Here is a 22,004-nt window from a genome sequence, read left to right on the forward strand (position 1 = left end):
CGGGAACGCCGCGTGGTCGAGTTTGGTCGAGAACGGCGACACGAGCAATGCGCAACGACCAGGGTCAGGACTTCCAACCGCCTACGAAGGAGTCCCCACCATGCGCGTCAGGTCCCTGGCCGTCATCACCGGCCTCGCTCTGTCCGGCCTCGCCGTCGCAGTCCCCTCGGCCACTGCCGCTCCCGCCCCGGAGCGCGGAGCCCTCACCGGCACCGCCGCCCAGGCCAAGACCGACTGCGTGAGCGTCTTCGGCACCAACTACCACCTGACCAGCTGCTACCGCAGCGCCCCGGGCAACCAATACCGGGCCACGATCAACTGCACGAACAGCGGCCTGCGCCTCGGTCCGTGGCGCAACCAGACCGCCGACCTGCGCAACAGCTCCCGGATCAGCTGCCCGGCCGGCGGCGTCGCGCAGGCCTGGGGCTGGAAGTGGCGCACCGTCTGATCTCGCACCCGACCACGCCTGCTCTGAAAGGACTCCGATGAACACCACACTCCGTGCGGCCCTCGTCGTCACCGGTCTCGCCGCCAGTGCGCTGACCGTGACCGCTCCCGGCGCGTCCGCTTCCACCACCACCGCCCCGGCTGTGTCCACTTCAGCTACCGCAGCGTCCCCCTGCGTCCCCCGGAACTGGGGTCCGACCTTCTTCACGGTCAGCTGCTATACCCGGGCGACCGGCAACCAGTACCGGGCCGTCGTCAGGTGCAGCAACAACGCCTTGTACTTCGGACCGTGGCGCTACCACACCCTCGAGCTGACCAACCGGTCTCGCGCGAACTGCCCGGCCGGCACCACCAGGCTCCCGGTAGGGCACGGCTACCAGACCCGCATCTATACCTGAGGTGCTGACCTGACAACGACGACGGCCCGGCCCGATCCGCGGGGGACCGGCCGGGCCGTCGTCGTACGGGCCGCTACTTCTTGCTGATCAGCGAGCGGGCGAAGAACTGCAGGTTCGCCGGGCGCTCGGCCAGGCGGCGGACCAGGTAGCCGTACCAGTCCTCGCCGTACGGGATGTAGACGCGGACCGTGTTGCCCTCGCGGGCCAGGCGACGCTGCTCGTCGGGGCGGATGCCGTAGAGCATCTGGTACTCGTACGTGTCCGGCGACCGGTTCGCGCGGTCGGCCAGCGAGCCGGCGATCGCGATCAGGCGCGGGTCGTGCGAGGCGACCATCGGGTAGCCGTCGCCGTTCATCAGCACCTTCAGCGCCCGCACGTACGCCTTGTCGACGGCCTGCTTGTTCTGGAACGCGACCGACTCGGGCTCCTTGTACGCGCCCTTGCACAGCCGGACGCGCGACCCGGCGTGGGCCAGGTCGACGCAGTCGCCCTCGGTTCGGCGCAGGTAGGCCTGCAGCACCGCGCCGGTCTCGGGGAAGTCCTGCCGCAGCTCGCGCAGGATGCCCAGCGTCGAGTCCGTGGTGGTGTGGTCCTCCATGTCGAGCGTCACCGTCGTACCGGCGTTGCGCGCGGCCAGGCAGATCGTCCGCGCGTTCTCGAGCGCGATCTTCTCGCCATCGCCGGGCAGCGCCTGGCCGACCGCGGACAGCTTGACCGAGACCTCGGCGTTCTGGGTCAGGCCGGCTTCGCCCAGCTGCTTGAGCAGCTCCAGGTACGCGTCGGCGGTGGCGGTCGCCGCGGCCAGGTCGGTGGTGTCCTCACCGAGGTGGTCGAGCGTCACGTTCAGGCCGTTGCTGACCAGCTTCTCGGTGGCCAGCACGGCCTCCGCGGCGCTCTCACCGGCGACGAACCGCGCGACGATGCCGCTGGAGACCGGCAACGACGAGACAGCCTTCTTGATCTGGGGACTGCGGGACACGCCCAGCAGGACTCGCCGAAGCACTCGTGTTCCTCCTCATCGCCCCCTGGCCCCGTATGCCAGGGGTGTCAGCAGGCTACGCGCCTGGACCGGACCGCCCCTAATCGTGTGGCCAGGACCACACCAGTGGCCCGAGTGGTCCGGCTCTGCCACATCCGGTCTCCAGCGTCCGAAGAATCTGCATGCGTCCGAACAAGCCGAGGCTATAGCGCACCCTTCTTCGGACGCATTGCACTTCTTCGGACGCTGCGTTGGGGCCTGTCGCGCGGCTCGATTCAGCTGCCCAGGTGGTTGAGGTTGTGCCAGCCCGGGTCGGGACTGGTGGTCAGCCTGATCTCGCCGTGCGTCCAGCCGGTGGTGGCGGCCTGGAGCTGGGCGGGAGCGGGCGTGCTGCCGTCGACGTAGTAGTGCAGAGTGCGGGCACCGGCGACGGTCTCGTGGGCGAGCAGGCGGCCGGAGTCGCCGAGCCGGTCGGTGAGGTGGTCCTCGAGATCGCGGAGCTGGTCGAGCATCTCGGCGTCGGGCAGACCGTCCTCGCGGCCGGCCGGGTACCCGATGGTGACGCCGACGTGGGTGTCCAGGTGCGGCAGACGGATCGAGCGCAGCGGGACCTCGGTGGTCGCGATCAGGCGGTGGCCGTCGATCTCGCCCTCCAGCAGGCGCCAGGTCGGATCGCCGTCCTCGGTGGTGAAACCGGCCGCGAACTTGGCGACCGTCGGGAGCAGCTCGCTGATCGGTCGTGCCTCGGCCGGGCGATCGAGCAGGGTCTCGACGGCGCCGATCCAGGTCTCGGTCATCTCCTCGCCGAGCGACAGGTCGAGCAGGAGAAAGGTGATCCGGCGCTGGGCGTCCTCGGACAGCTGCGCGAAGACCGGGTGGTGGACGCCGACGTGGACGGCCGCGGCGCGTTCGTCCGGGTCGATCGCGACAACGGCGTCGTCCGAGGCGACCGGCGGCATCCCCTCGACCCGGATCGTCACCTCCGGCGAGGGACGCCGCAGGTCGGCGTACTCCCAGAGCTGGTCGGACGGCGGTGCGGCGCGCAACCACCGGCGAGCGACAGCGCGGGTCGCGGGATCGCCGGCGGCGGTGACCACGAGCGTGTGCCTGGCGTGCAGCCCGGGACCGAGCTCCCAGTCGAGGCCGCCGTGGATGGCGCTGACGTGCTCAGCCAGTACGCCGGACGTCGAGGCCGGGTCCTTGCGCGCGATCGCGCCCGCGACCAGCTCGGCGCCGGAGTCGCTCCACCAGCCCCAGAACCCCTCGATCGGGTCGACCGGCCGCCGCCGCCTGAAGATGCGCATAGCCCCATACTCCCTCGCCGAGGGCCTACCCGGATGCCCATCACTCACCAACCTCTCCTTCCGCCCGGCGTCCAGGCGGGGCGCACCCCGGCGAGCGGGGGTTGGTGAGTGGTGGGTGTCCGTCCAGCCGGAGCGCGCCCCGGCGAGCGGGGTTGGTGAGTGATGGGTGTCCGGTCAGGCGGTCCTGCGTCTGAGGGTCGCAGCACCCAGCCCCAGAGCGGCCACGATGAAGGCCGTCACCACCAGCGCGTCCACGCCCGCGCCCGCCCCGAATCCGTTGCCTGCGGCAACTCCGGCGACGGCGTCGACGGCGTACGAGAGCGGCAGCACGTCGCTCACCGCCCGCAGTACGCCGGGCAGCTGGTCGCGCGGAACCAGCAGCCCGCAGAGCAGGATCTGCGGGATCATCACCGCCGGCATCATCTGCACCGCCTGGAACTCGGTCGCCGCGAACGCGCTGGCGAACAGGCCCAGCGCCGTACCGAGCACTCCGTCCAGTACGGCGACCACGCCGAGCTGCCAGGCGGCGCCGCGGATGTCGAGATCGAGTGCGTACAGGGAGATCGAGACGACCACGGCCGCCTGGACGACGGCGATCAGCGCGAAGGCGAGCGCGTAGCCGAGCAGGAAGTCGAGCTTGCCCATCGGCATCGTGAACAGGCGCGCGAGCGTGCCGGTCGAGCGTTCCCGCAGCGTCGCGACCGAGGTGACGATGAACATGATGATCGCCGGGAAGACCGCGAGCAGCGGACCGCCGACCCGGTCGAACGTGGCCGGCGAGTCGGCGAACATCCACCACATCAGGCTGACCAGCAGGGCCGGCAGGACGACGAGCATGGCGACGGTGCGGTGGTCGCGGCGGAGCTGGGCCAGTACCCGCGCGGCGACGGCGAAGGTGACGCGGGGCGTCATCGCGAACTACCCGTCCGGTCGGCAGCTCGCGGATCCCGCTGCTGAGCCATCTGCTGCAGTCCCGTTGCGATCATCGGGCGCCTGCTTTCCGGTCGATCAGGGTGAGGAAGGCCTGCTCGATGTCGGTGGTCCCGGCCGCCGCCAGCAGCGCGTCGGGGGTGTCGTCGGCGAGCAGGTCGCCGTCGCGCATCAGGAGCAGGCGGTCGCAGCGGCTCGCCTCGTCCATCACGTGGCTGGACACCAGCAGCGTGGCGCCTTCGGCGGCGAGCCGGTGGAACAGGTCCCAGAGGTCGCGGCGCAGGACCGGGTCGAGGCCCACGGTCGGTTCGTCGAGGACGAGGAGCTCGGGGTTGCCGAGCAGGGCGGCGGCGAGGGACGCGCGCGAGCGTTGGCCGCCGGAAAGTTGGTCGACGCGCGCGGTGGCGTGGGAGCCGAGGTCGACGGCTTCGATCACGCGGTCGACGTCCGATGGGTCCACGCCGAGGACGGCGGCGAAGAAGCGGAGGTTCTCGGTGACCGTCAGGTCGCCGTACACGCTGGGCTCCTGGGTGACGTAGCCGATCCGGCCGCGCAGCTTCGCGGCGCCGGCGGGCAGGCCGAAGACCTGGACCTCGCCGGTCACCTTGGCCTGCAGGCCGACGATCGCGCGGATCAGCGTGGTCTTGCCGCAGCCGGACGGGCCGAGCAGCCCGGTCACCGAGCCGGTCGCGAGGTTGCAGTCGATCCCGTGCAGGACCTCGCGGGCGCCGCGGACGACGACCACGGTCCGGCACTCCACCGCGTTTTTCATCATGTGATGAATTTAGGACGTTCGAGAGGTACTGGCAAGAGCACGGGCTGGGTCAGTCGGTGAGGTACTGCTGGAGAACCGGGGCGATCCGCTCGATCAGCGTCGGCACGTCGGCCGACGCGAGCGGTTCGAGCTCGAGCAGGTAGCGGGTCAGGGCCATGCCGATCAGCTGGGACGCGACGAGCGAGACGCGCAGGCGGGCGTCGTCACCGCCGACCACCTCGGACACCGGCCCGAGAATCAGCCGGCCGATCCCGTCCCGCATCAGCTGCGCGACCTGGTCGCTGCTCACCACGCTCCGCAGGAACGCCTTCATCCGCTGCTGGCCGTCCGGGGATTCCCACACGCCGAGGAACACAGTCACGATCCGTACGCCGAGCTCGTCACGCGGGCCGTCGAGCACCGTCGCGGCGACCTGGCGGGGATCGACCGGCAGGGCCATCGCCTCGACGAAGAGTTCGTCCTTGCTGTCGAAGTAGTGGTGGACGAGCGCGGCGTCGACACCGGCTCCGCGGGCGACGCCGCGCATCGACGTACCGGAGAAACCGTTGCCTGCAAAGGATTCCCGGGCTGCGGCGATGATCTCGCCGCGGGTGTCAGGACCGCCAGGCCTGCGCCCCCGGCCGGCTGTGCTCGGATCCGACTCCCCGTCGGGGGGAAGATTCGAGGAGGAGAGGGGGGTCACGGGGTGAGCTCCGAGACCTCGCCGTCCGGGGTGACGGCGAAGCCGGGGTGGCGGGGAGCGGGAGTGGGGACGAAGTGCTTACGGGTGAACTCCAGCGACTCGACCAGGTCGATCTCGCGTTCGGAGCGGGTGGCGGCCCGGCGGGTGTTGATCTCGACGATGATGTGCCCGCGGAAGTCCTGGTTCGCCAAGCCCTGCAGGAGATCCGCCGCGCGCTGGGTGCCGCGGCCGGGGACCAGGTGCTCGTCCTTGGCCGAGCCCGTGCCGTCGGTCAGGTGGACGTGCTTCAGCGTGCTGCCCATCGTCGCGGCCAGCTCGACGCAGTCCTGCTCGGCGGTCGACGAGTGCGACAGGTCGAGCGTGGTGTGCGCGTACGACTGCTCGGTCGGGTCCCAGCTCGGCGCGTACGCCTGCAGGCCCTTGCCCGGCGCGCGCCACGGGTACATGTTCTCGACCGCGAACACGATCCCGCTGTCCTGCTCCAGCCGCGCGATCCCCTCGACGAAACCGCGCGCGTAGTCACGCTGCCAGCGGAACGGCGGGTGCACGACGACCACGTCGGCGCCGAGGTCCTTGGCCGCCTCGGCCGACCGCTCGAGCTTGCCCCACGGATCCGTGCCCCAGACCCGCTGCGTGATCAGCAGGCAGGGCGCGTGGATCGCGAGCACCGGGAGCTGGTGGTAGTCGACCAGTCGCTTGATCGCGTCGATCTGGGTGCTCAGCGGGTCGATCCCGACCATCACCTCGACGCCGTCGTACCCGAGCCGCGCGGACAGCTCGAAACAGCTGGCGGTCGACTCGGGGTAGACGGATGCGGTGGACAGGCCGATCTTCGCGGCCGTGCGGGTGCTCATCGGTAGGTGCCTTCGGGGTAGTTCATCGGGGTTGCAGCTGGTCGAGCCGGTTCAGGATGACGCCTTCGCGCAGGGCCCAGGGGCAGACCTCGAGCGAGCTCACGTCGAACAGGTCCATCACAGCGTCCGCGACCAGCGCGCCCGCGACCAATTGGGTGGACCGGCCGACCGAGACGCCGGGCAGGTCGGCCCGCTCGGCCGCGGTCATCGCGATCAGCTTCGGCACCCAGTCGGTCAGGTCGTCGCGGTGCAGCGAGCGGGCGACGTACGGGCCGTCGTCGGACGGCGCGGCGCCGCAGATCCGGGCCAGCGAGCGGAACGTCTTGCTGGTCGCGACCGCGCGCTGCGGCTTGCCCGCCCGCAGGACGTCACCGGCGACCGCGGCCATCTCGACCCGGATCCGCTTGCGCAGGGCCCTGATCTCGTCCTTGTCCGGCGGGTCGCTGTGCAGGCCCTCGCGGGTCAGCCGGCCCGCGCCGAGCGGCACGGACACGGCGATCGTCGGCTCCTCGTCCGACCCGGCCGCGATCTCCAGCGAACCACCGCCGATGTCGAACACGGCCAGCCGTCCCGACGACCAGCCGAACCACCGGCGGACGGCGAGGAAGGTCAGCCGTGCCTCGTCCTGCCCGCTCAGCACCTGCAGGTCCACGTCGCTCTCGGCGCGGACCCGGTCGAGCACGGTCAGCCCGTTCGGCGCCTCGCGCAGGGCGGAGGTCGCGAACGCGAGCACGGACTCGCAGCCCTTGTCCTCGGCCAGCTCGGCCGCCTCCTTGACGAAGGCGACCAGGTTCTCGGCCCCGGAGCGGTCGATGTTGCCGTCCTTCTCCAGGTGCTCGGCCAGCCGCAGCTCGGTCTTGTGCGAGTACGCCGGCAGCGGCGCGGCACCACGATGGGCGTCCACCACGAGGAGGTGGACGGTGTTGGAACCTACGTCGAGTACGCCGAGCCGCATACCCTCACGCTACTGGACACCCGTCCAGGCCACTCCCCGCACGGTGCGGTCTTCAGGCGGATCTGACCTGTCACCGACCGTCCGGCAGGCGGAACGGCCGGACGCGTCCGGCGTCAGGATGCCGGAGATCCGTGACGGTGCGCGTACGCTTTTCGGGTGCCTGAGGTTTCTCTCGATTTCCCCCGTGCCTACGTCGAGTTCGTCGACCCCGACGACGCCGATCAGATCTTCCGTTGCGATCTGACCTGGCTGACGTCCAACTGGACCTGCATCTTCGGCGGTGGCTGCAACGGCATCTACAAGGGCCGTCCGAACGACGGCTGCTGCACGCTCGGCGCGCACTTCTCCGACGCCGACGACGAGAAGCGCGTGAAGGGGTACGTCAAGCAGCTCGGCAAGGAGGACTGGCAGTTCCGCAAGGAGGGCAAGACCAACGGCTGGGTCGAGACCGACGACGAGGGCGACCGCAAGACCCGGGTCTGGGACGGCGCCTGCATCTTCCTGAACCGGCCGGGTTTCGAGGGCGGCGCGGGCTGCGCGCTGCACGGCCTGGCGCTCAAGCAGGGCGTGCACTTCGTCGAGACCAAGCCCGACGTCTGCTGGCAGCTGCCGATCCGGCGTACGTTCCGCGACGTCGAGCGGCCGGACGGTACGTCGTACACGGAGGTCGGGATCGGTGAGTACGACCGGCGCGGCTGGGGTCCGGGTGGGCACGACCTGGACTGGTACTGCACCGGCAACACCGAGGCCCACGTCGGCATCGAGGCCGTCTTCGAGTCGAGCAAGGTCGAGCTGCAGACGCTGATGGGACTCAAGGCGTACGACGTACTGGCGGAGTACTGCCGCAGCCACCTGGAGGCGGCGCGGCCGTTGCTGCCGCACCCCGCCTCGCCTAGCTGAGCTTGCCGTTGGCGACCAGCCAGTCGACCGCCTCGAGCGTGGTCTCCAGCGCGGAGTAGCGCGGGCGGAAACCGAGCAACCGCGCGGCCTTCTCCATCGAGCAGTGCGGGCTGTGTGCGATGTGGTCGTACGTCGTCCGCGCGCTGCGCTCGTCGACGGTTGCCTTCCACTGCTCGAACGGCTGGTAGCTCAGGTTGGCGTCCTGGCCGAAGTGGGCCGCGACGCCCTCGGCGTACCCGCGCAGGGTCATCGCGCCGTCGGCGACGGCGTGGAAGCTCTCACCGATCGCGACCGACCGGTTGGCGATCGCGGCCAGGAAGATCCCGGCGACGTCGGCGGCGTGCACGTGCTGGACGGTCTCCAGGCCGAGGTTCGGCAGGATCAGTTCGGCGCCTTGGGCAAGCTTCTCGAAGACCGCGAGGTCGAGGTGGCCGGCCGGGTTGACCGGCGCCCAGCCCGGACCGCTGATGTGACCGGGATGGATCACCGTGACGGGCAGGCCGTAGCGGCGCGCCTGGTCGAGCAGGTAGGTCTCGATCGCGGCCTTCCGGATTCCGTAGTCCCCGAAGGGTTTGCGGGGCGCGTCCTCTCGGGTCGGAACGCTCGCGCTCGGGCCGTGGACCCAGATCGTGCCGCAGTGCAGCAGGTGCTGGACCTTGCCGGTGAGCGCCTCGGCGAGCTGCCGGGCGCTGTCCTCGGTGAAGCAGATCAGGTCGACGACGACGTCCGGCTGGAGGTCGGCGATCCGCTGCCCGAAGGTGCCCGCGGCATCTTCCGCTTCCCGGTCGGCCCGGATCAGCTCGACCTGCTTCCACTCCCCGCTCGAGCTGTACGGCGTACTGGTTCCGCGGGTGAGTACGACGACCTCGTGACCTGCTCTGACCAGGCCCGGGACGAGGTAGGTGCCGATGTGTCCGGTGCCTCCGACGACGACTGTTCGCATGGTCCGAGCCTGCCCTGTTCTGCGGCGCCGAAGCAGGTAAGGGTGCCCTTCCCTGCGACACCCCGAATCCGCACCGATTCCGCGATGGGCCCAGAATGACTGGCATGCGCTTGGATCATCTGTCGTACGCGGCCGGACCCGACGGGTACCGCGCCACGGTCGAGCGGCTGTCCGCGCTGCTGGGGGCGGACTTCGTCGACGGTGGCGTGCATCCGCGGTTCGGGACCGTGAACCACATTCTCCCGCTGGAGAACGACCGCTACATCGAGGTGGTCGACGTGCTCGACCACCCGGCGTCGGACAAGGCACCCTTCGGTCAGGCGGTCCGGGCGCGCAAGCAGCTCGGCGGCGGCTGGCTCGGCTGGGTCGTCGCGGTCCGCGACATGGAGCGGATGGAGAAGCGGCTCGGCCGCGACGCCGTACCGGGCAACCGGCACCGCCCCGACGGGCAGAACATCACCTGGCGCCAGATCGGCGTCAAGGGGCTGATGGCCGACCCGCAGCTGCCGTTCTTCATCCACTGGGACGACCTCGGTCAGCACCCGTCGGTCGGCGGCAAGGGCCTCAAGCTCACCGCCCTGGAGATCGCCGGCGACCCCACCCGCGTCACCGACTGGATCGGCCACCCGGCCGACCACCTGCTCGACGACCTCGACGTCGCCTGGGTGGGCCCGAACGGCCAGCCCGGCCTCAACGCCGCCGTCTTCCAGACCCCGAACGGCATCGTCCGGTTGTAGTTGCCGTCAGCACCTAAATGCGTTCCAGGTCCTGCAAGGAGTCCTCCAGCCGGCCGAGGAGTCTTTGCAGGTGGGGAACGGTTCGGCGGCAGCCGGTGAGGCCGAAGTGGAGTTGGTGGTCGTAGCTGGTGACGCTGATGTTGAGGGCCTGCCCGTTGAGGACGATGGACGCCGGATACATGCCGAGCAGGCGCGAGCGGTTCCAGTACAAGGGGCTCTCGACCGGGCCGGGGATGTTCGAGATCACCACGTTGTACGGCGGTGGCGTGCGGCCGGCGAGTCCGGGTAAGACAGCGGCGGGGCCGGCGACGCCGAGGCCGAGGGCGCCGATCATCAGGTTCTGCAGGGGACTCAGCTGGGAGAGCATCGTCTTGCCGTAGCTGGTCGAGTCCATCACGCGGCGGATCCGTCGTTCGGGATCGCGTTCGTCGGTGGCCAGGTCGGCGATCAGCGTCGCCAGCGAGTTGCCGCCGCCGGGCCCCGCGCCTTCGGTACCGCGCAGCGAGACCGGGACCATCGCCGTCAGTCCCTGGTCAGGAAGGGCGTTCTGCTCGAGCAGGTAGGTCCGCAGCGCTCCGCCGCACATGGCCAGCATCACGTCGTTCAGGGTCGCGCCGGTGATCGCGCGGACCTTCTCCAGCCGTTCCATCGGCCACGACTGCGCGGCGAACCGCCGGGCCCCGGTGATCGACTGGTTGAAGATCGTCCGCGGCGCCTGGAACGCCACCGAGGAATGCTCCATCAGCAAAGCCCGGACCGCGCTCTTCAACGCGACCGGCGACAATCCCACCAGGTCCGGCACCACGTGCACCAAAGAACTCAGCGACGACGCCGGTCCGGCCTTTTCCTTCCCCACCGCATAAGGCGCCCGCATGTTCGTCCGGGTGGGATCGGTCGTGAGCGTTTCCTGCATCAACCGCAACGCACTCACACCGTCCAGCATCGCGTGGTGCACCTTGCTGTAGATCGCGAACCGGTGCCCCTCGACGCCCTCGATCAGATGCATTTCCCACAACGGCCGACGCCGGTCGAGCAGCGTCCCGTGCAGCCGCGAGGTCAGCTCGAACAACTCCCGGTACCGCCCCGGCCGCGCCAGCGCCGACAACCGCACGTGGTACTCGAGATCGATCTCCCCGTCCGGCTCCCACGACCAGTACCCGAGATCCCGCGCCCGCTGCCGCACCCGCCGCGCGAAGACCGGGTTGAGCGCCTGTCCCGCCACCATCTCCTGGTACAGCCGCGACAGGAACTCCCGCCCGTCGTCCGGAAACACCTGATCCCGCCCGGCATCCTCCGGCAACTCGAACAACATCACCCCACCGACGTGCATGGGCTGCTCACGCGTCTCCCCGAGCAGGAACATCGCGTCGAGCGGTCCCACCGCGGTCATAGATCCTCCGCTCCCGACCCGGCTCCAACCGACGACTCATCGTCGTCGGCGAAGCCGGGCACGTCTACACCTGCTAACGCAGCGGGGGCGGATTTTGTGATCTCTTCAGGTACTTCAGTCCAGTGGGCGGTAGTTCAGGCCGAGGGCCTCGATGCGCTTCAGGTGCGGGCGGAGCCGGCCGAGGAATTCGTCGTACGGCGTCTTGGGGGATCCCCAGGCGCGTTCGGCGACGGCGGACAGGCGCGGGAGGAGCATGTAGCCGACCTGGTCGGGGCCTTCCATGTACTCGGTCCAGACGTTGGCCTGGGTGCCGATGATGCGGGACTGCTCCTCCTCGGTCAGGCCCTCGGGGACGACCTCGAAGTCGTAGACCTTCTCGAGCGGGATGAAGCCGCCGATGGCGAGGGGCTCGGTCTCGGGGTCGCCCTGGTAGTAGTCGAAGTAGACCGACTCGCAGGGCGACATCACCACGTCGTGGCCGGCCTTGGCGGCGACCTCGCCGCGCTGGGCGCTGCGCCAGGCCATGATCACGGCGTCCTTCGGGCAGTCGGTCTCGACCATCTCGTCCCAGCCGACCAGGCGGCGGTTCTGCTCGATCAGCACCTCGGCGACCTGCGCGGTGAACCAGCCCTGCAGCTGGCTCGCGTCGGTGAGGCCGAGCTCGGCCTGGCGCTTCTGCGCGGCGTCCGACTCGCGCCACTGGACGTCCGGGCATTCGTCGCCGCCGAGGTGGATGTACGGGCCGGGGAAGATGTCGAGCACCTCGCGCAGCACCGTCTTGACGAACTCGACGGTCGCGTCGTTCACGTTCAGTACGTCGTCGCTGATGCCCCAGATCTGCCGGACGCCGAGCTGGGTGTCCGGGTTGTTGCCGAGCTCCGGGTACGCCGCGATCGCGGCCTGCATGTGACCGGGCAGGTCGATCTCCGGCACGATCGTGATGCCGCGCTCGGCGGCGTACGCGACGATCTCGCGCAGGTCGTCCTTGGTGTAGAACCCGCCGTGCCGCCGGCCGTCGTAGGTGAACTCGGTCTGGCCGTGCGACATCTTGCCGACCATCGACTCCGGCCGCCAGCCGCCGACCTCGGTGAGCTTCGGGTAGGCCTCGATCTCGACCCGCCAGCCCTGGTCGTCGGTCAGGTGCAGGTGCAGCACGTTCATCCGGTGCAGCGCGACCGCGTCGACGACCTTGAGCACGAAGTCCTTCGGCAGGAAGTGCCGGGAGACGTCGAGCATGATGCCGCGCCAGCCGAACCGCGGCGCGTCGGCGATCCGGACCGCCGGGACCGAGACCTGGCCGTCGGCAGCCGGCTCGGCGGCGTCGAGCAGTTGCCGGTACGTCGTCTCGGCCCAGCGCAGCGCGTCCTCGGAACCGGCCGACAGCCGCGCGCCGTCGGCGGTGACGTCGATCCGGTACTCGGTCTCGTCGAGGTTCTCGACCACGGTCCGGACCGCTTCGACGGCCGGGTCGGCGGTGGTCCAGGCGCCGTCGTCGACGACGAGCTCACGCGGTGCGGGGACGATCGCGATGTCGGGCATCCGGACTCCAGAGGTCTCTCGAAGGATGGTTCGGCAAGAAGCCTGCAGAATTGACCCTACAAGGCGGCGGCAGGCCCGGAACAGAGACAGTCCACGCTCTGAACTGCACGCAAATGCCATGTTTGAGCACAATCGTGCAGTACGGCGGCGCGCGAAATCCCCTGCCGCGACAACCTTCCGGGTGAGAGGCTGGGGCGTGACCGCCGATGCCCGCCCCCAGGACGTGACCGCCCGCAGTCTCCAGCGCACGACGCTGCGGGTCCTGGTGATCAGCAACGTCGTCGGCGGCGTCGCGGTCGCCAGCGGGTTCGCGGTCTCCGGGCTGCTCGCGGAGAACATCTCCGGCTCGACCTCGATGGCAGGTCTCGTCGCCACGTCGACCACCCTCGGCGCGGCCGTCCTCGCCGTACCGCTGGCCGGCCTGGCCCGCAGCCACGGCCGCCGGGTCTCCCTGGCCACCGGCTACCTGATCGCGACGGTCGGCGCGGCGCTGAGCATCGTCGCCGCCCAGATCGACTCGCTGCTCCTCCTGCTGCTGGCCGGGTGCCTGTTCGGCAGTGGGTCGGCCGCCAACCTCCAGTCCCGGTACGCCGCGACCGACGCGGCCGATCCGCAGTACCTCGCCCGTTCCCTGTCGGTAGTGGTGTGGGCGACGACGATCGGCGTGGTGGTCGGTCCCAACCTGACCGGCCTGGGCGGCTCACTCGGTACGTCGGTCGGCGTACTCGCACTTGCCGGGCCGTACCTGTTCTCAGTGGTCGCGTTCGCGCTCAGCCTGTCGACGGTCTGGTTCGGCCTGCGCCGGCTGCAGCAGTCGACGCCCCGGACGAAGGTGGAGCGCCAGCCGCTGCTGACGACGTTCCGCCGGGTGGTGGCGATCCCGCACGCCCGGCTCGGCCTGCTGGCGATCGCCACCGCGCACTCGGTGATGGTCGGGGTGATGTCGATGACGTCGGTGCACCTGCGCCACCACGGCGCCTCGCTGACCGTCGTCGGCTTCGTCATCAGCGGTCACGTCGCCGGCATGTACGCGCTGTCGCCGGTGATGGGTTGGCTGGCCGACCGGCTCGGCCGCATCCCCACCATCGGCATCGGCCTCGCCGTACTGGCCATCGCGATGACCGTCGCCGCAGTGGCGCCCGACGAGGCGCACGGCCTGACCGCACTGGCGCTGGTCCTGCTGGGGCTTGGCTGGTCGGCCTGTCTGGTCGCCGGCTCCACACTGCTGTCCAACTCGGTCCCTACCGACATCCGTACGTCGGCACAGGGCCTGTCCGACCTGACGATGGGCGCCTTCGCCTCCATCGCCGGTACGGCGGCCGGGCCGGTCCTGGCGGGCCTCGGCTTCCATTGGCTGGCGGTGCTCTGCGGACTGCTCCTGATCCCGGTCGCGCTGACTGCTGCTCTAACCAAGCAGCAGGTGCAGAGTGCGTGAGCCGGGCTGGAACCCGATGCTCTGGTAGAGCGCCCGCGCCTGCGGGTACCCATCGTCGCCTCGCGGGCACACCACTGCCCTGGTCCCGCCTGCTTCGCGCAAGGCGTGCAGCGCCGCCAGGTTGACCACTTGGCCGAGCCCACGCCGCCGGTACGCCGTCGCGACGCCCACTGGCTCGACCAGACCGACCTGGTGCTGCTCGTCCAGCCAGATGAGTGCCGAGGCGACGAACTCCCCCGCCTCGTTCTCCACTACCCAGTCCAGCTCGGACCGGTAGGGCCAGGTCGACATCACCGTGGCCATCGACTCTTCGCTCATCTTGGACGGCTGCACGTCCGACCACGCCGCCCGGTGCACTGCGGCACGCTTCGCCGCTTCGTCCGCCCGCACAGGCCTGACGCTGAGCCCGTCCGGCACGACCGGCTTGTCCAGTGCGTCCAGCGAGATCCAGTGGTGGGTGAAGTACGGCGCCGCGTCGTCCCGGCGGAACCCGGCCGACACCAGCGCGTCCAGCAGGTGCTGCTCGGTCTCCAGCACTCCAGCAGCCAACTGCTCACCTTCGGCGGTCTCCCGGAACCAGCGCACGACCACGTCGGCGAGCTCCGGCCGTGCCGGGTCGATCGTCATCAGCAGGTGCCCCGGCTGCTCCAGCCAGCCCCACGCGACGACCTGGCCGCCGTCACGCCAGACCGCCGTACGCCAACTTCCGGCCGAGCGACTGGCGTTCGACGCCCGTTCCCACGCCAAGTCGCCGAGGTGCAGCCGCGAGGTCGGACTCCAGGTCCGCTGGACGAGCTCCTGCATGTCGGCGAGGCCCTCGCGGCCGGCGTACTCGGTCATCTGCACAGGTCGAAGCATCACGGGCCGCATCCGTCGACTCAAGTACTTATTGCTGCGAGCCCCATTCCCACAGGGCGCGCAGCACCGGGACCAGGTCACGACCTCGCGTCGTGAGGCTGTAGGACACCCGCGGCGGATAGGCCGACGTGCGCGTGCGCTCGAGAACGCCTGCAGCGACCAGGTGCTGCAGCCGGTCCGTGAGCACCTTGTCCGACAACCGAGGCAGCCCGTCCCGCAACTCGGAGAAGCTCCGGTCGCCGTGCCGGAACTCGCCGATGATCAGCGCCGTCCAGCGCCCGCGCAACGTCTCGAGCGCGATGTCGACCGGACAGGCCGGCGGCAGCTCGCCGTCCAGTTCCTCGCAGGACGGCAGGAGACCAACCGTTTGGTGAGCCACGACATGCCCTCCTAGCTTCGGAAATCGGAGCAGCTCAACTTCTACCACTGGAGCGAAAACGTGCGAATCCACTCGCTGAACTGCGGGACGATGGCCGCTGCCGGACCGGACGAACCGCCGGCCGTCTGTCACTGCCTGCTGATCGAGACCGACGCCGACGGGCTGGTGCTGGTCGACACCGGGCTGGGGACCGTGAACCTGAAGGACCCGGTCGGCTCGCTGGGTGAGGACTTCCTCGGGTGGGCCGGTCCGGTGCTGCGGGCCGAGGAGACGGCGATTCACCAGGTCGAGCGGCTCGGGTTCGCCGCCTCCGACGTACGGCATGTGGTCGTGACGCACCTGCATCGGGATCACTGTGGTGGGCTGCCGGACTTCCCGGAGGCTTCGGTGCACCTGCAGGCTGCCGAGTACGACGCGGCGCTGCCGGGCGACGGGATTTACTTGAGCGCTGCCTACGCGCACGGGCCGAAGTGGGTGACGTACGCCGAGGGCGGTGACGAATGGATGGGCTTCGAAGGTGTGCGGGAGTTCGACGGGCTGCCGCCGGAGATCCTGCTGGTGCCGCTGCTCGGGCACACGCCGGGGCACGTCGGCGTCGCCGTACAAGCGACGGACGGCTGGTTGCTGCACGCGGGCGATGCGTACTTCCATCGCAACGAGCTGCGTCCCGACGGCGAGTGGCCCGAGGGTTGGGACCAGTTGCAGGCGCGGGCCGAGACCGATCGTGCGCAGCGGCTTGCCAACCGGGAGCGGTTGCGTGAGGTGGTCCTGCGGCCGGGTGGGCCGACGGTGTTCTCGGCGCACGACCCGGTCGAGTTCGCGGGGCGTGCCTGACTAAGGTTTCGCCGTGAGCATTGCCGACGGCGGGATTCCCAGTCCGAACATCTGGCACCACCCGCAGACCTACGAGATCGAGAACCGGGCGGTCGATCCGGACGGCGTGATCGAGCCGGCGATGCGGGCGATCCGGGACTGGGCCGGGGCGACCGTGCTGGATCTCGGCTGCGGGACCGGGTTCCACCTGCCGATGTTCGCGCGGACGGCCGCGCAGGTGATCGGAGTGGAGCCGCACGGGACGCTGGCCGAGGCAGCGCGGCGCAGGACTCGGCAGCTGGGCAACGTCGAGGTCAAGCAGGGTACGGCGCAGCAGCTGCCGGTCGCGGACGCTTCGGTCGACGTGATGCACGCCCGGTGGGCCTACTTCTTCGGCCCGGGCAGCGAGCCGGGGCTGGCCGAGCTGGACCGGGTGATGCGGCACGGCGGGACGGCGTTCGTGATCGACAACGACGGGAGCCGGTCGACGTTCGGGGGCTGGTTCAGCGCGGCGTACCCGATGATCAAGGCGCCCGAGGTGGAACGGTTCTGGACCGCGCGCGGCTGGCACCGCACCCCGCTCGACATGGGCTGGCGGTTCGAGAGCCGGGCCGACTTCGAGGCGGTGGTGCGGATCGAGTTCCAGCCGCAGATCGCCGAGCGGATCATCACGGCGTACGCCGGGCACGAGGTCGACTACGCGATCAACCTGTGGAGTCGCACGTACTGACAACACGCTGTGTGATGCAGTGGCCCGCGGGGCGCCCTAAGGTGAGCATTCGCCACGACCTGGGAGGCGCCTCGCCGGCATGGACGGACTGCTGCTCCACCGACTGCTGCCGGGACTCCCCGACGAAGTGAGGGTCGGCGCAGGGCAGCAGCGATCGCTGGTGCTCGGGACGAGGGCCGAGGCGCGGCTGTGCGCCGACCTGATCGCCGGTCTGGACGAGCCGCCACCGAACGCCGTGGTCGACGCCAGTGGACCGGTCCGGCTCGTACCTGCCGAGGGCGGACTGCTCCCGCACCTCACTGTGCTCGGCAACATCCTGCACGGCCACGTCGCCACCCACCGGGTGACCAGAGACGCAGCGGACAAGCAGTGCAGGCTCACGGCGACCAACTGCGACCTGGACGACGTACTGCTTCGCTACCCGCACGAGATCACCCCAGGACGCCGCCGGCTGGCCGGACTGGCTCGTGCGGTGCGAGCTGACCCGGCGGTGATCGTGCTGGAGGACGCACCCGGCCTGCCGACCTGGGGGTCGTTGCTGCGACCGGACAACATCACCGAGCTGTGGTCCATCGCGCTGGTGCTGATCACCACCGACGCCGAGCGAGCGAAAGCCTTCGACTCGTGATCCGCCGACGCGTTGTGCTCGCCGGCGCAGCAGCCGCAGCCCTGTCCGGCTGCAGTCCCGACGTACTAGGACTGAGCCGCAGCGTCCGGGTGGCAGTCAGCTGGAGTGGTCCGGAGCTGAGAGCCTTCCACCGCGTACTGGACGGGCTCGGCAAGCTCGACTATCCGGTCGAGGTGATCCCGCTCGGCGACGACATCTCCACCGCGTTCGGCGAGCGCTCGGCCCGGCGCCCCGACCTCGTCATGCTGCCGCAGCCCGGTCTGGTCCCACCGCGCCGCGGTGACCTGGAGGCGATGCCTTCCGACCTGGCCGACCGCGGCCGGGCCCGGCTGTGGGACGAGCTGCTGACCCACGACGGTACGACGTACGGGCTGCCCTTCAAGACTGCGCACAAGTCGGCGGTCTGGTACCGGCCGTCGGTGTTCCGCGAGGCCCAGGTGCAGCCGCCGACGCAGTGGGACGAGTGGCTGGAGCTGAACAAGGCCCTGTCGCTGCGAGGCATCAGACCGCTCGCACTGGGCGCTGGAGACGGCTGGGTGCTCACCGACTTCCTGGAGAACGTCCTGCTCGGTACGGCGCCCAGTGCGTACCGGGCGCTGGCGGTGTCGGACGACCCGAGGCCCTCACGCGTACCGGAGTTCGCGGCCGCACTGCGGCGGCTGGCGACAATGTGGGCCATGCCCGGCGCGCTGGCCGGTGGCGTGGAACGCTCGCTCACGCAGCAGTTCCCGGACGCGGTGGTGGAGGTCTTCGGGCACCGCCGCGCGGCGATGGTGACTGCGTCGGACTTCGCCGAGCCGGTGATCCGTTCGTTCGCCGCCGACCCGGACGACGTCGGTCTGTTCACCTTCCCGGCCTTCGGTCCGGGTGCCGCCGCACCGGTGGTGGTCGGTGGGGACGTGATGGTCCTCCAGCGACCGGCAACCGACGACGCGTGGGACCTGCTGCACCGGCTGGCGACACCGGCGGCTCCTGCGCCTTGGATCGCGTCCGGCGGGTTCCTGGTCGACGGGCGCACTACTGGCTACTCCCCCGAGCTGACCCGGCTTGCTGACCAGTTGGCTGCGCCCGGTACGTCGCTGCAGTTCGACCTGTCGGACCGGCTCGGCGAGCTGGGTGGCATCGACGGCCTGTGGCGTGTGCTGACCGATCTGCTCGTCCGGGTCGGTACACGCGGGCCTGACGTCGTACCGGAAGCCGTGGAGTCGGCACTGGACGAGCTGGGCACGGTGGAGGGCTGATGGGCCTGCGCAGCAACGGCTTGTCGCTCGAGATCGCCGGGCGCCCGGTCTCCGGTCGTCCGGTGACCGGCCGGCCGCAGCGACCGGCAGGGCCTTATCTGCTGGGGATTCCGGCGCTGCTGCTGACCAGTCTGCTGCTGGTGCCCATCGTGATCACGGTGGTTGCGGCGTTCCGGCTGCCGGACGGGTCGTTCGGGTTCAGCAACTTCGCCGTGATGGGTGATCCGGCCGCACTGCACGCCGTACGGAACAGCGTGGCCTGGGTGGCCGTAGCCATCGCACTGGTCGTTGTCGGGTTCCTGCTGGCCGTGGTGAGCTACCGGCTGCCGGGACTGTCGTCGTTTCTCCAACCAGCGTTGGTGATTCCGTTCGCCGTCTCGGTGCTGGTGTCCGGTGCGACGTTCCGGCTGATCTTCGACTCGGCCCCTGAGCGCGGCACGGTCACGGCGGTGTGGAGCTCGCTGTTCGGCACCAGTCCGGTGTGGCTGGGGCCGGGTCTGTTCTGGCTGGTGCTGGTGTCCGCGTTCGGCTGGACGTGGCTCGGGTACGTCGTGTCGCTGTTCCGCGCCGGCCTCGACGCGATCCCGGACGACGTCAGCAGGACGATCGCAGCCGAGGGGCTGACCGGACTGCGCCGCTGGCGCGCGCTGGAGCTGCCGCTGCTGCGGCCGATCACCGGAGTCATCACGCTGACGCTGGTGGTCGCGGCGGTCCGGGTGTTCGACCTGGTGCTGATCGTCGTGCCCGGTCCGATGCAGCACGACGCCGACGTGCTCGGCCTGAACTGGTGGCGTGCAACGACGACAGGCGACGACTCCGGCCGTACGGCGGCGCTGGGCGTCGTCCTGTTCGCCATCGTTGCCGCAGTGGCCGTGATCGGCGTGCGCGGCCTGCGTCGGCGGCGCTGGGCGATGCCGGTGAGCGTCGTACCGGCTGACTCGACGTTGCGCAGACCCAAGCCCAGCAAGCGGGTTCGGCGGATCGGGTGGACGGCCGGGTTCGCTGTCAGCCTGTTCTGGATCCTGCCGGCCGTCGTACTGGTGGCTACCGCGCTGCACTCACCGCGGGAGGCCGGCCTGCGTGGCTGGTGGTCACTGGACGGGCTTGGACTGTCGTCGTTCGATGCTGCGGCGAGCATTGGGCTGCTGCGGTCGCTGCTGTCGACTGTGCTGATCTCCTCCGTCGCCACGGTGGTGCTGCTGGTAGTTGCCGTGCCGACGGCGTACCTGGTCGCGTGGGGTGGCCTGCCGACCTCGCTGGGCCGTGTGGTCACGTCGGTCTTCGTGGTGCTGGCCGTGACGCCCGTGCAGATGTACGCCGCGCCGCTGCGGGATGCGATCGACGCGGCGGGGCTCACGGGGTCGCGGATCGCGCTGGGGTTGGTGCACGCGGCGGCTGGGCTGCCGTTCGCCGTACTGCTGCTGCGGTCCGCGTTCGCGTCGGCTCCACCGATGCTGGTTGCTGAAGCACTGCAGGGGCCGGCGCGGCAGAGCGCCGTACTGGCGACTGTGCAGCGCACCTACCGGCCGGCCGTGATTGCCGTTGCTGTGCTGGAGTTCGTGCTGGTGTGGAACGACTTCATCGTCGGCTTCCTGATCAGCGGAGCCGGTACGACGCCGCTGTCGCTGGTGCTGTGGGGTGAGGCGCGCCAGTTCTCGGCGTCGAGCGGGACGGTCGCGGCAGCGGCCGTGGTCGCGTCCGTCGTACCGGCGGTGCTGATGCTGACGTTCTGGCGGACCGTCGTGCGTGGGCTGACCATCGGGAGCAGGCCGTGAGTACTCCCGACGAGGAGAAGCCGAAGAGCGATCGGCGGCGCGGGGACTTCCTGGGGATCAGCGCGATCGCCGCGGGTCTGCTGTCCGGGCTGGCGAGCGAGAAGCTGTCGCAGAGTCTGGAGAGCGGCGGCTGGATCAAGGTGGCCGGGTGGAGCCTGACCATCGGCTTCTTCCTGATCTGGGCGATCTACAACGCCCCGGTGGTGCTGCGGAAGTACCGGACCTGGCGGGCGGGCGCTGTCGCGACCAGTACGCCGGCCGACCTCCAGGCGGCAGCCGAGGAGGCCGAGCAGTGGCTGGTCGCGCTCGGCTCGGAGGCGGCCGGGCTGGCCGCGGCGGAGTGGTTCGACCTGAACGAGCCACGGCTGCGGGACGTGCTGGCGAGCGAGAAGCCGACCAGCGCGTCGGCTGACGACCTCGCCCGGATCTGCGACGCACTGGATGCCTGGTACGTCCGGCAGGGCCGAGCCGAAGACCTGCTGGAGGTCAGCGTCTACCTGCTGGGTCTGGCGGAGGGCTGCGGCCGGCAGGACCTCGAGGAACTGGCGACAGCGCGCGAGGCCACGGCGTACCGGCTGTTGGAGGAGCTGGACACCGCGATCGCCAAGATCGGCATCTCGGCGAACGTCGCGCCTTCACGGCGTGGGCACAGCCGGACAGCGGCGGCACTGGAGACCAGGCGACAGGTGGAGCTGGCGCTGGTGCACCTGGCTCGGGCAGACAGCGCTCCTGTGGGTAGCGAGCAGGAGGAGGCAGTCGCGCACGCCCGGAGCCGGCTGGACGACGCACGGCTCAGCCGGCCCGGTCCGGACCTGGCAGCTGACGTGGCGATCTCGATCAACCTGGCGATCGTCCAGCTGTACCAGGAGGACGCGGAGGGCGCGCTGGACCACCTGAAGCCTGCAGCGGCTCGGGCTGCGGCTGCTGGTGACCGGAGTGCGCAGGCGCATGCGTTCGAGCTGATCGGCGCGGCCGCTTGGATGCTGAAACGGCCGGACGAGGCGGTGAAGTGGTGGGGGCGGGCCGAGCACCACTACTCGGAGATCGACGAGCAGGAAGGGCAGGCCCGGTGCCTGCAGCACCTGGGCTCGGCTGCTGTCGTCGCGGGTGACCGCACGGGTGGTCTGAAGCTGCTGAAGCAGAGCGCCGTACTGCGGACGTACGAGAGTCCGGTGCTGGTGCAGTACCTGGCGGTCGCGACGCAGACCGGGCCGGCGTCGGTCGAGCCGGAGGTGTCGCGGCGCGGTTCGATCGGCTGGTTGCGGCGCAAGATCGAGCAGTGGAGGTTGCGCTGAGACTTGTCGGCGGCGTC

Annotated in this window: 23 protein-coding genes; 11 read left to right on the forward strand and 12 right to left on the reverse strand. The window is 70.2% G+C overall.

Annotated elements, in window-relative coordinates; all coding sequences use genetic code 11:
• Positions 1 to 100: 100 nt before the first annotated feature.
• Positions 101 to 448 (forward strand): hypothetical protein, encoded by a 348-nt coding sequence (locus HDA39_RS25990; RefSeq protein WP_184799336.1) that lies wholly within the window; start codon positions 101 to 103, stop codon positions 446 to 448.
• Between the two features lie 37 nt (positions 449 to 485).
• Positions 486 to 845 carry a hypothetical protein gene (locus HDA39_RS25995; RefSeq protein WP_184799338.1) on the forward strand — a complete coding sequence of 120 codons (360 nt, stop codon included), beginning with the start codon at positions 486 to 488 and terminating at the stop codon, positions 843 to 845.
• A 73-nt stretch (positions 846 to 918) separates the two neighbouring features.
• Here the strand turns inward: HDA39_RS25995 and HDA39_RS26000 are convergent, their stop codons facing one another.
• From HDA39_RS26000 to HDA39_RS26030, 7 genes are all read right to left on the reverse strand, one after another.
• Positions 919 to 1,848 (reverse strand): proline dehydrogenase family protein, encoded by a 930-nt coding sequence (locus HDA39_RS26000; protein ID WP_184799340.1) that lies wholly within the window; start codon positions 1,846 to 1,848, stop codon positions 919 to 921.
• A gap of 251 nt (positions 1,849 to 2,099) precedes the next feature.
• A complete protein-coding gene (locus HDA39_RS26005) occupies positions 2,100 to 3,128 on the reverse strand; it encodes a DUF695 domain-containing protein (protein ID WP_184799342.1) in 1,029 nt (342 codons plus the stop codon).
• A 174-nt stretch (positions 3,129 to 3,302) separates the two neighbouring features.
• Complete coding sequence (locus HDA39_RS26010) at positions 3,303 to 4,040, reverse strand: ABC transporter permease (RefSeq protein ID WP_184799344.1); 738 nt, start codon at positions 4,038 to 4,040, stop codon at positions 3,303 to 3,305.
• Positions 4,041 to 4,110: 70 nt separating this feature from the next.
• Complete coding sequence (locus HDA39_RS26015) at positions 4,111 to 4,833, reverse strand: ABC transporter ATP-binding protein (RefSeq protein ID WP_184799346.1); 723 nt, start codon at positions 4,831 to 4,833, stop codon at positions 4,111 to 4,113.
• Between the two features lie 49 nt (positions 4,834 to 4,882).
• A complete protein-coding gene (locus HDA39_RS43830) occupies positions 4,883 to 5,413 on the reverse strand; it encodes a TetR/AcrR family transcriptional regulator (protein WP_420488803.1) in 531 nt (176 codons plus the stop codon).
• Between the two features lie 98 nt (positions 5,414 to 5,511).
• Positions 5,512 to 6,369, reverse strand: a complete 858-nt coding sequence (locus tag HDA39_RS26025) for a sugar phosphate isomerase/epimerase family protein (protein WP_184799350.1) — start codon at positions 6,367 to 6,369, stop codon at positions 5,512 to 5,514.
• 22 nt (positions 6,370 to 6,391) lie between these two features.
• On the reverse strand, positions 6,392 to 7,324 hold the full coding sequence (locus HDA39_RS26030) for a Ppx/GppA family phosphatase (RefSeq protein WP_184799352.1): 933 nt from the start codon (positions 7,322 to 7,324) through the stop codon (positions 6,392 to 6,394).
• Positions 7,325 to 7,480: 156 nt separating this feature from the next.
• On the opposite strand from HDA39_RS26030, the gene HDA39_RS26035 reads away from it, so the two are divergent.
• The gene (locus HDA39_RS26035) at positions 7,481 to 8,224 is read left to right on the forward strand and encodes a DUF3109 family protein (RefSeq protein ID WP_184799354.1); all 744 of its coding nucleotides are present in this window, start codon (positions 7,481 to 7,483) and stop codon (positions 8,222 to 8,224) included.
• Here the strand turns inward: HDA39_RS26035 and HDA39_RS26040 are convergent.
• A complete protein-coding gene (locus HDA39_RS26040; RefSeq protein ID WP_184799356.1) occupies positions 8,217 to 9,167 on the reverse strand; it encodes an NAD-dependent epimerase/dehydratase family protein in 951 nt (316 codons plus the stop codon). The genes HDA39_RS26035 and HDA39_RS26040 overlap by 8 nt on opposite strands.
• Positions 9,168 to 9,271: 104 nt before the next feature.
• Between HDA39_RS26040 and HDA39_RS26045 the strand changes: the two genes are divergently transcribed.
• Complete coding sequence (locus tag HDA39_RS26045; protein ID WP_184799358.1) at positions 9,272 to 9,904, forward strand: VOC family protein; 633 nt, start codon at positions 9,272 to 9,274, stop codon at positions 9,902 to 9,904.
• Positions 9,905 to 9,917: 13 nt separating this feature from the next.
• Here the strand turns inward: HDA39_RS26045 and HDA39_RS26050 are convergent, their stop codons facing one another.
• Positions 9,918 to 11,294 (reverse strand): WS/DGAT/MGAT family O-acyltransferase, encoded by a 1,377-nt coding sequence (locus HDA39_RS26050; protein WP_184799360.1) that lies wholly within the window; start codon positions 11,292 to 11,294, stop codon positions 9,918 to 9,920.
• A 114-nt stretch (positions 11,295 to 11,408) separates the two neighbouring features.
• A complete protein-coding gene (locus HDA39_RS26055) occupies positions 11,409 to 12,833 on the reverse strand; it encodes a beta-N-acetylhexosaminidase (RefSeq protein ID WP_184799362.1) in 1,425 nt (474 codons plus the stop codon).
• Between the two features lie 196 nt (positions 12,834 to 13,029).
• Between HDA39_RS26055 and HDA39_RS26060 the strand changes: the two genes are divergently transcribed.
• Positions 13,030 to 14,268 (forward strand): MFS transporter, encoded by a 1,239-nt coding sequence (locus HDA39_RS26060; RefSeq protein WP_337925896.1) that lies wholly within the window; start codon positions 13,030 to 13,032, stop codon positions 14,266 to 14,268.
• Here HDA39_RS26060 and HDA39_RS26065 read toward each other — a convergent pair.
• Positions 14,239 to 15,126 carry a GNAT family N-acetyltransferase gene (locus HDA39_RS26065; protein ID WP_238356963.1) on the reverse strand — a complete coding sequence of 296 codons (888 nt, stop codon included), beginning with the start codon at positions 15,124 to 15,126 and terminating at the stop codon, positions 14,239 to 14,241. The two genes, HDA39_RS26060 and HDA39_RS26065, sit on opposite strands and share 30 nt — an antisense overlap.
• Before the next feature lie 28 nt (positions 15,127 to 15,154).
• Complete coding sequence (locus HDA39_RS26070; RefSeq protein ID WP_184799368.1) at positions 15,155 to 15,505, reverse strand: winged helix-turn-helix transcriptional regulator; 351 nt, start codon at positions 15,503 to 15,505, stop codon at positions 15,155 to 15,157.
• 60 nt (positions 15,506 to 15,565) lie between these two features.
• Here HDA39_RS26070 and HDA39_RS26075 point away from each other — a divergent pair, with 60 nt between their 5' ends.
• From HDA39_RS26075 to HDA39_RS26100, 6 genes are all read left to right on the forward strand, one after another.
• The gene (locus tag HDA39_RS26075) at positions 15,566 to 16,339 is read left to right on the forward strand and encodes an MBL fold metallo-hydrolase (RefSeq protein ID WP_184799370.1); all 774 of its coding nucleotides are present in this window, start codon (positions 15,566 to 15,568) and stop codon (positions 16,337 to 16,339) included.
• Between the two features lie 13 nt (positions 16,340 to 16,352).
• Positions 16,353 to 17,048, forward strand: coding sequence for a methyltransferase domain-containing protein (locus HDA39_RS26080; RefSeq protein ID WP_184799372.1), 696 nt, complete (start codon positions 16,353 to 16,355; stop codon positions 17,046 to 17,048).
• A 79-nt stretch (positions 17,049 to 17,127) separates the two neighbouring features.
• A complete protein-coding gene (locus HDA39_RS26085) occupies positions 17,128 to 17,676 on the forward strand; it encodes a P-loop NTPase family protein (RefSeq protein WP_184799374.1) in 549 nt (182 codons plus the stop codon).
• Positions 17,673 to 18,917 carry an extracellular solute-binding protein gene (locus HDA39_RS26090; RefSeq protein ID WP_184799376.1) on the forward strand — a complete coding sequence of 415 codons (1,245 nt, stop codon included), beginning with the start codon at positions 17,673 to 17,675 and terminating at the stop codon, positions 18,915 to 18,917. Before HDA39_RS26085 ends, HDA39_RS26090 begins: the two co-directional genes overlap by 4 nt.
• Complete coding sequence (locus HDA39_RS26095; protein ID WP_184799378.1) at positions 18,917 to 20,692, forward strand: sugar ABC transporter permease; 1,776 nt, start codon at positions 18,917 to 18,919, stop codon at positions 20,690 to 20,692. Before HDA39_RS26090 ends, HDA39_RS26095 begins: the two co-directional genes overlap by 1 nt.
• A complete protein-coding gene (locus HDA39_RS26100) occupies positions 20,689 to 21,987 on the forward strand; it encodes a hypothetical protein (protein WP_184799380.1) in 1,299 nt (432 codons plus the stop codon). The genes HDA39_RS26095 and HDA39_RS26100 overlap by 4 nt, the downstream gene beginning before the upstream one ends.
• Positions 21,988 to 22,004 lie beyond the last annotated feature (17 nt).

It is taken from the genome of Kribbella italica (genome assembly GCF_014205135.1).
Taxonomy (GTDB): Bacteria; Actinomycetota; Actinomycetes; order Propionibacteriales; family Kribbellaceae; genus Kribbella; species Kribbella italica.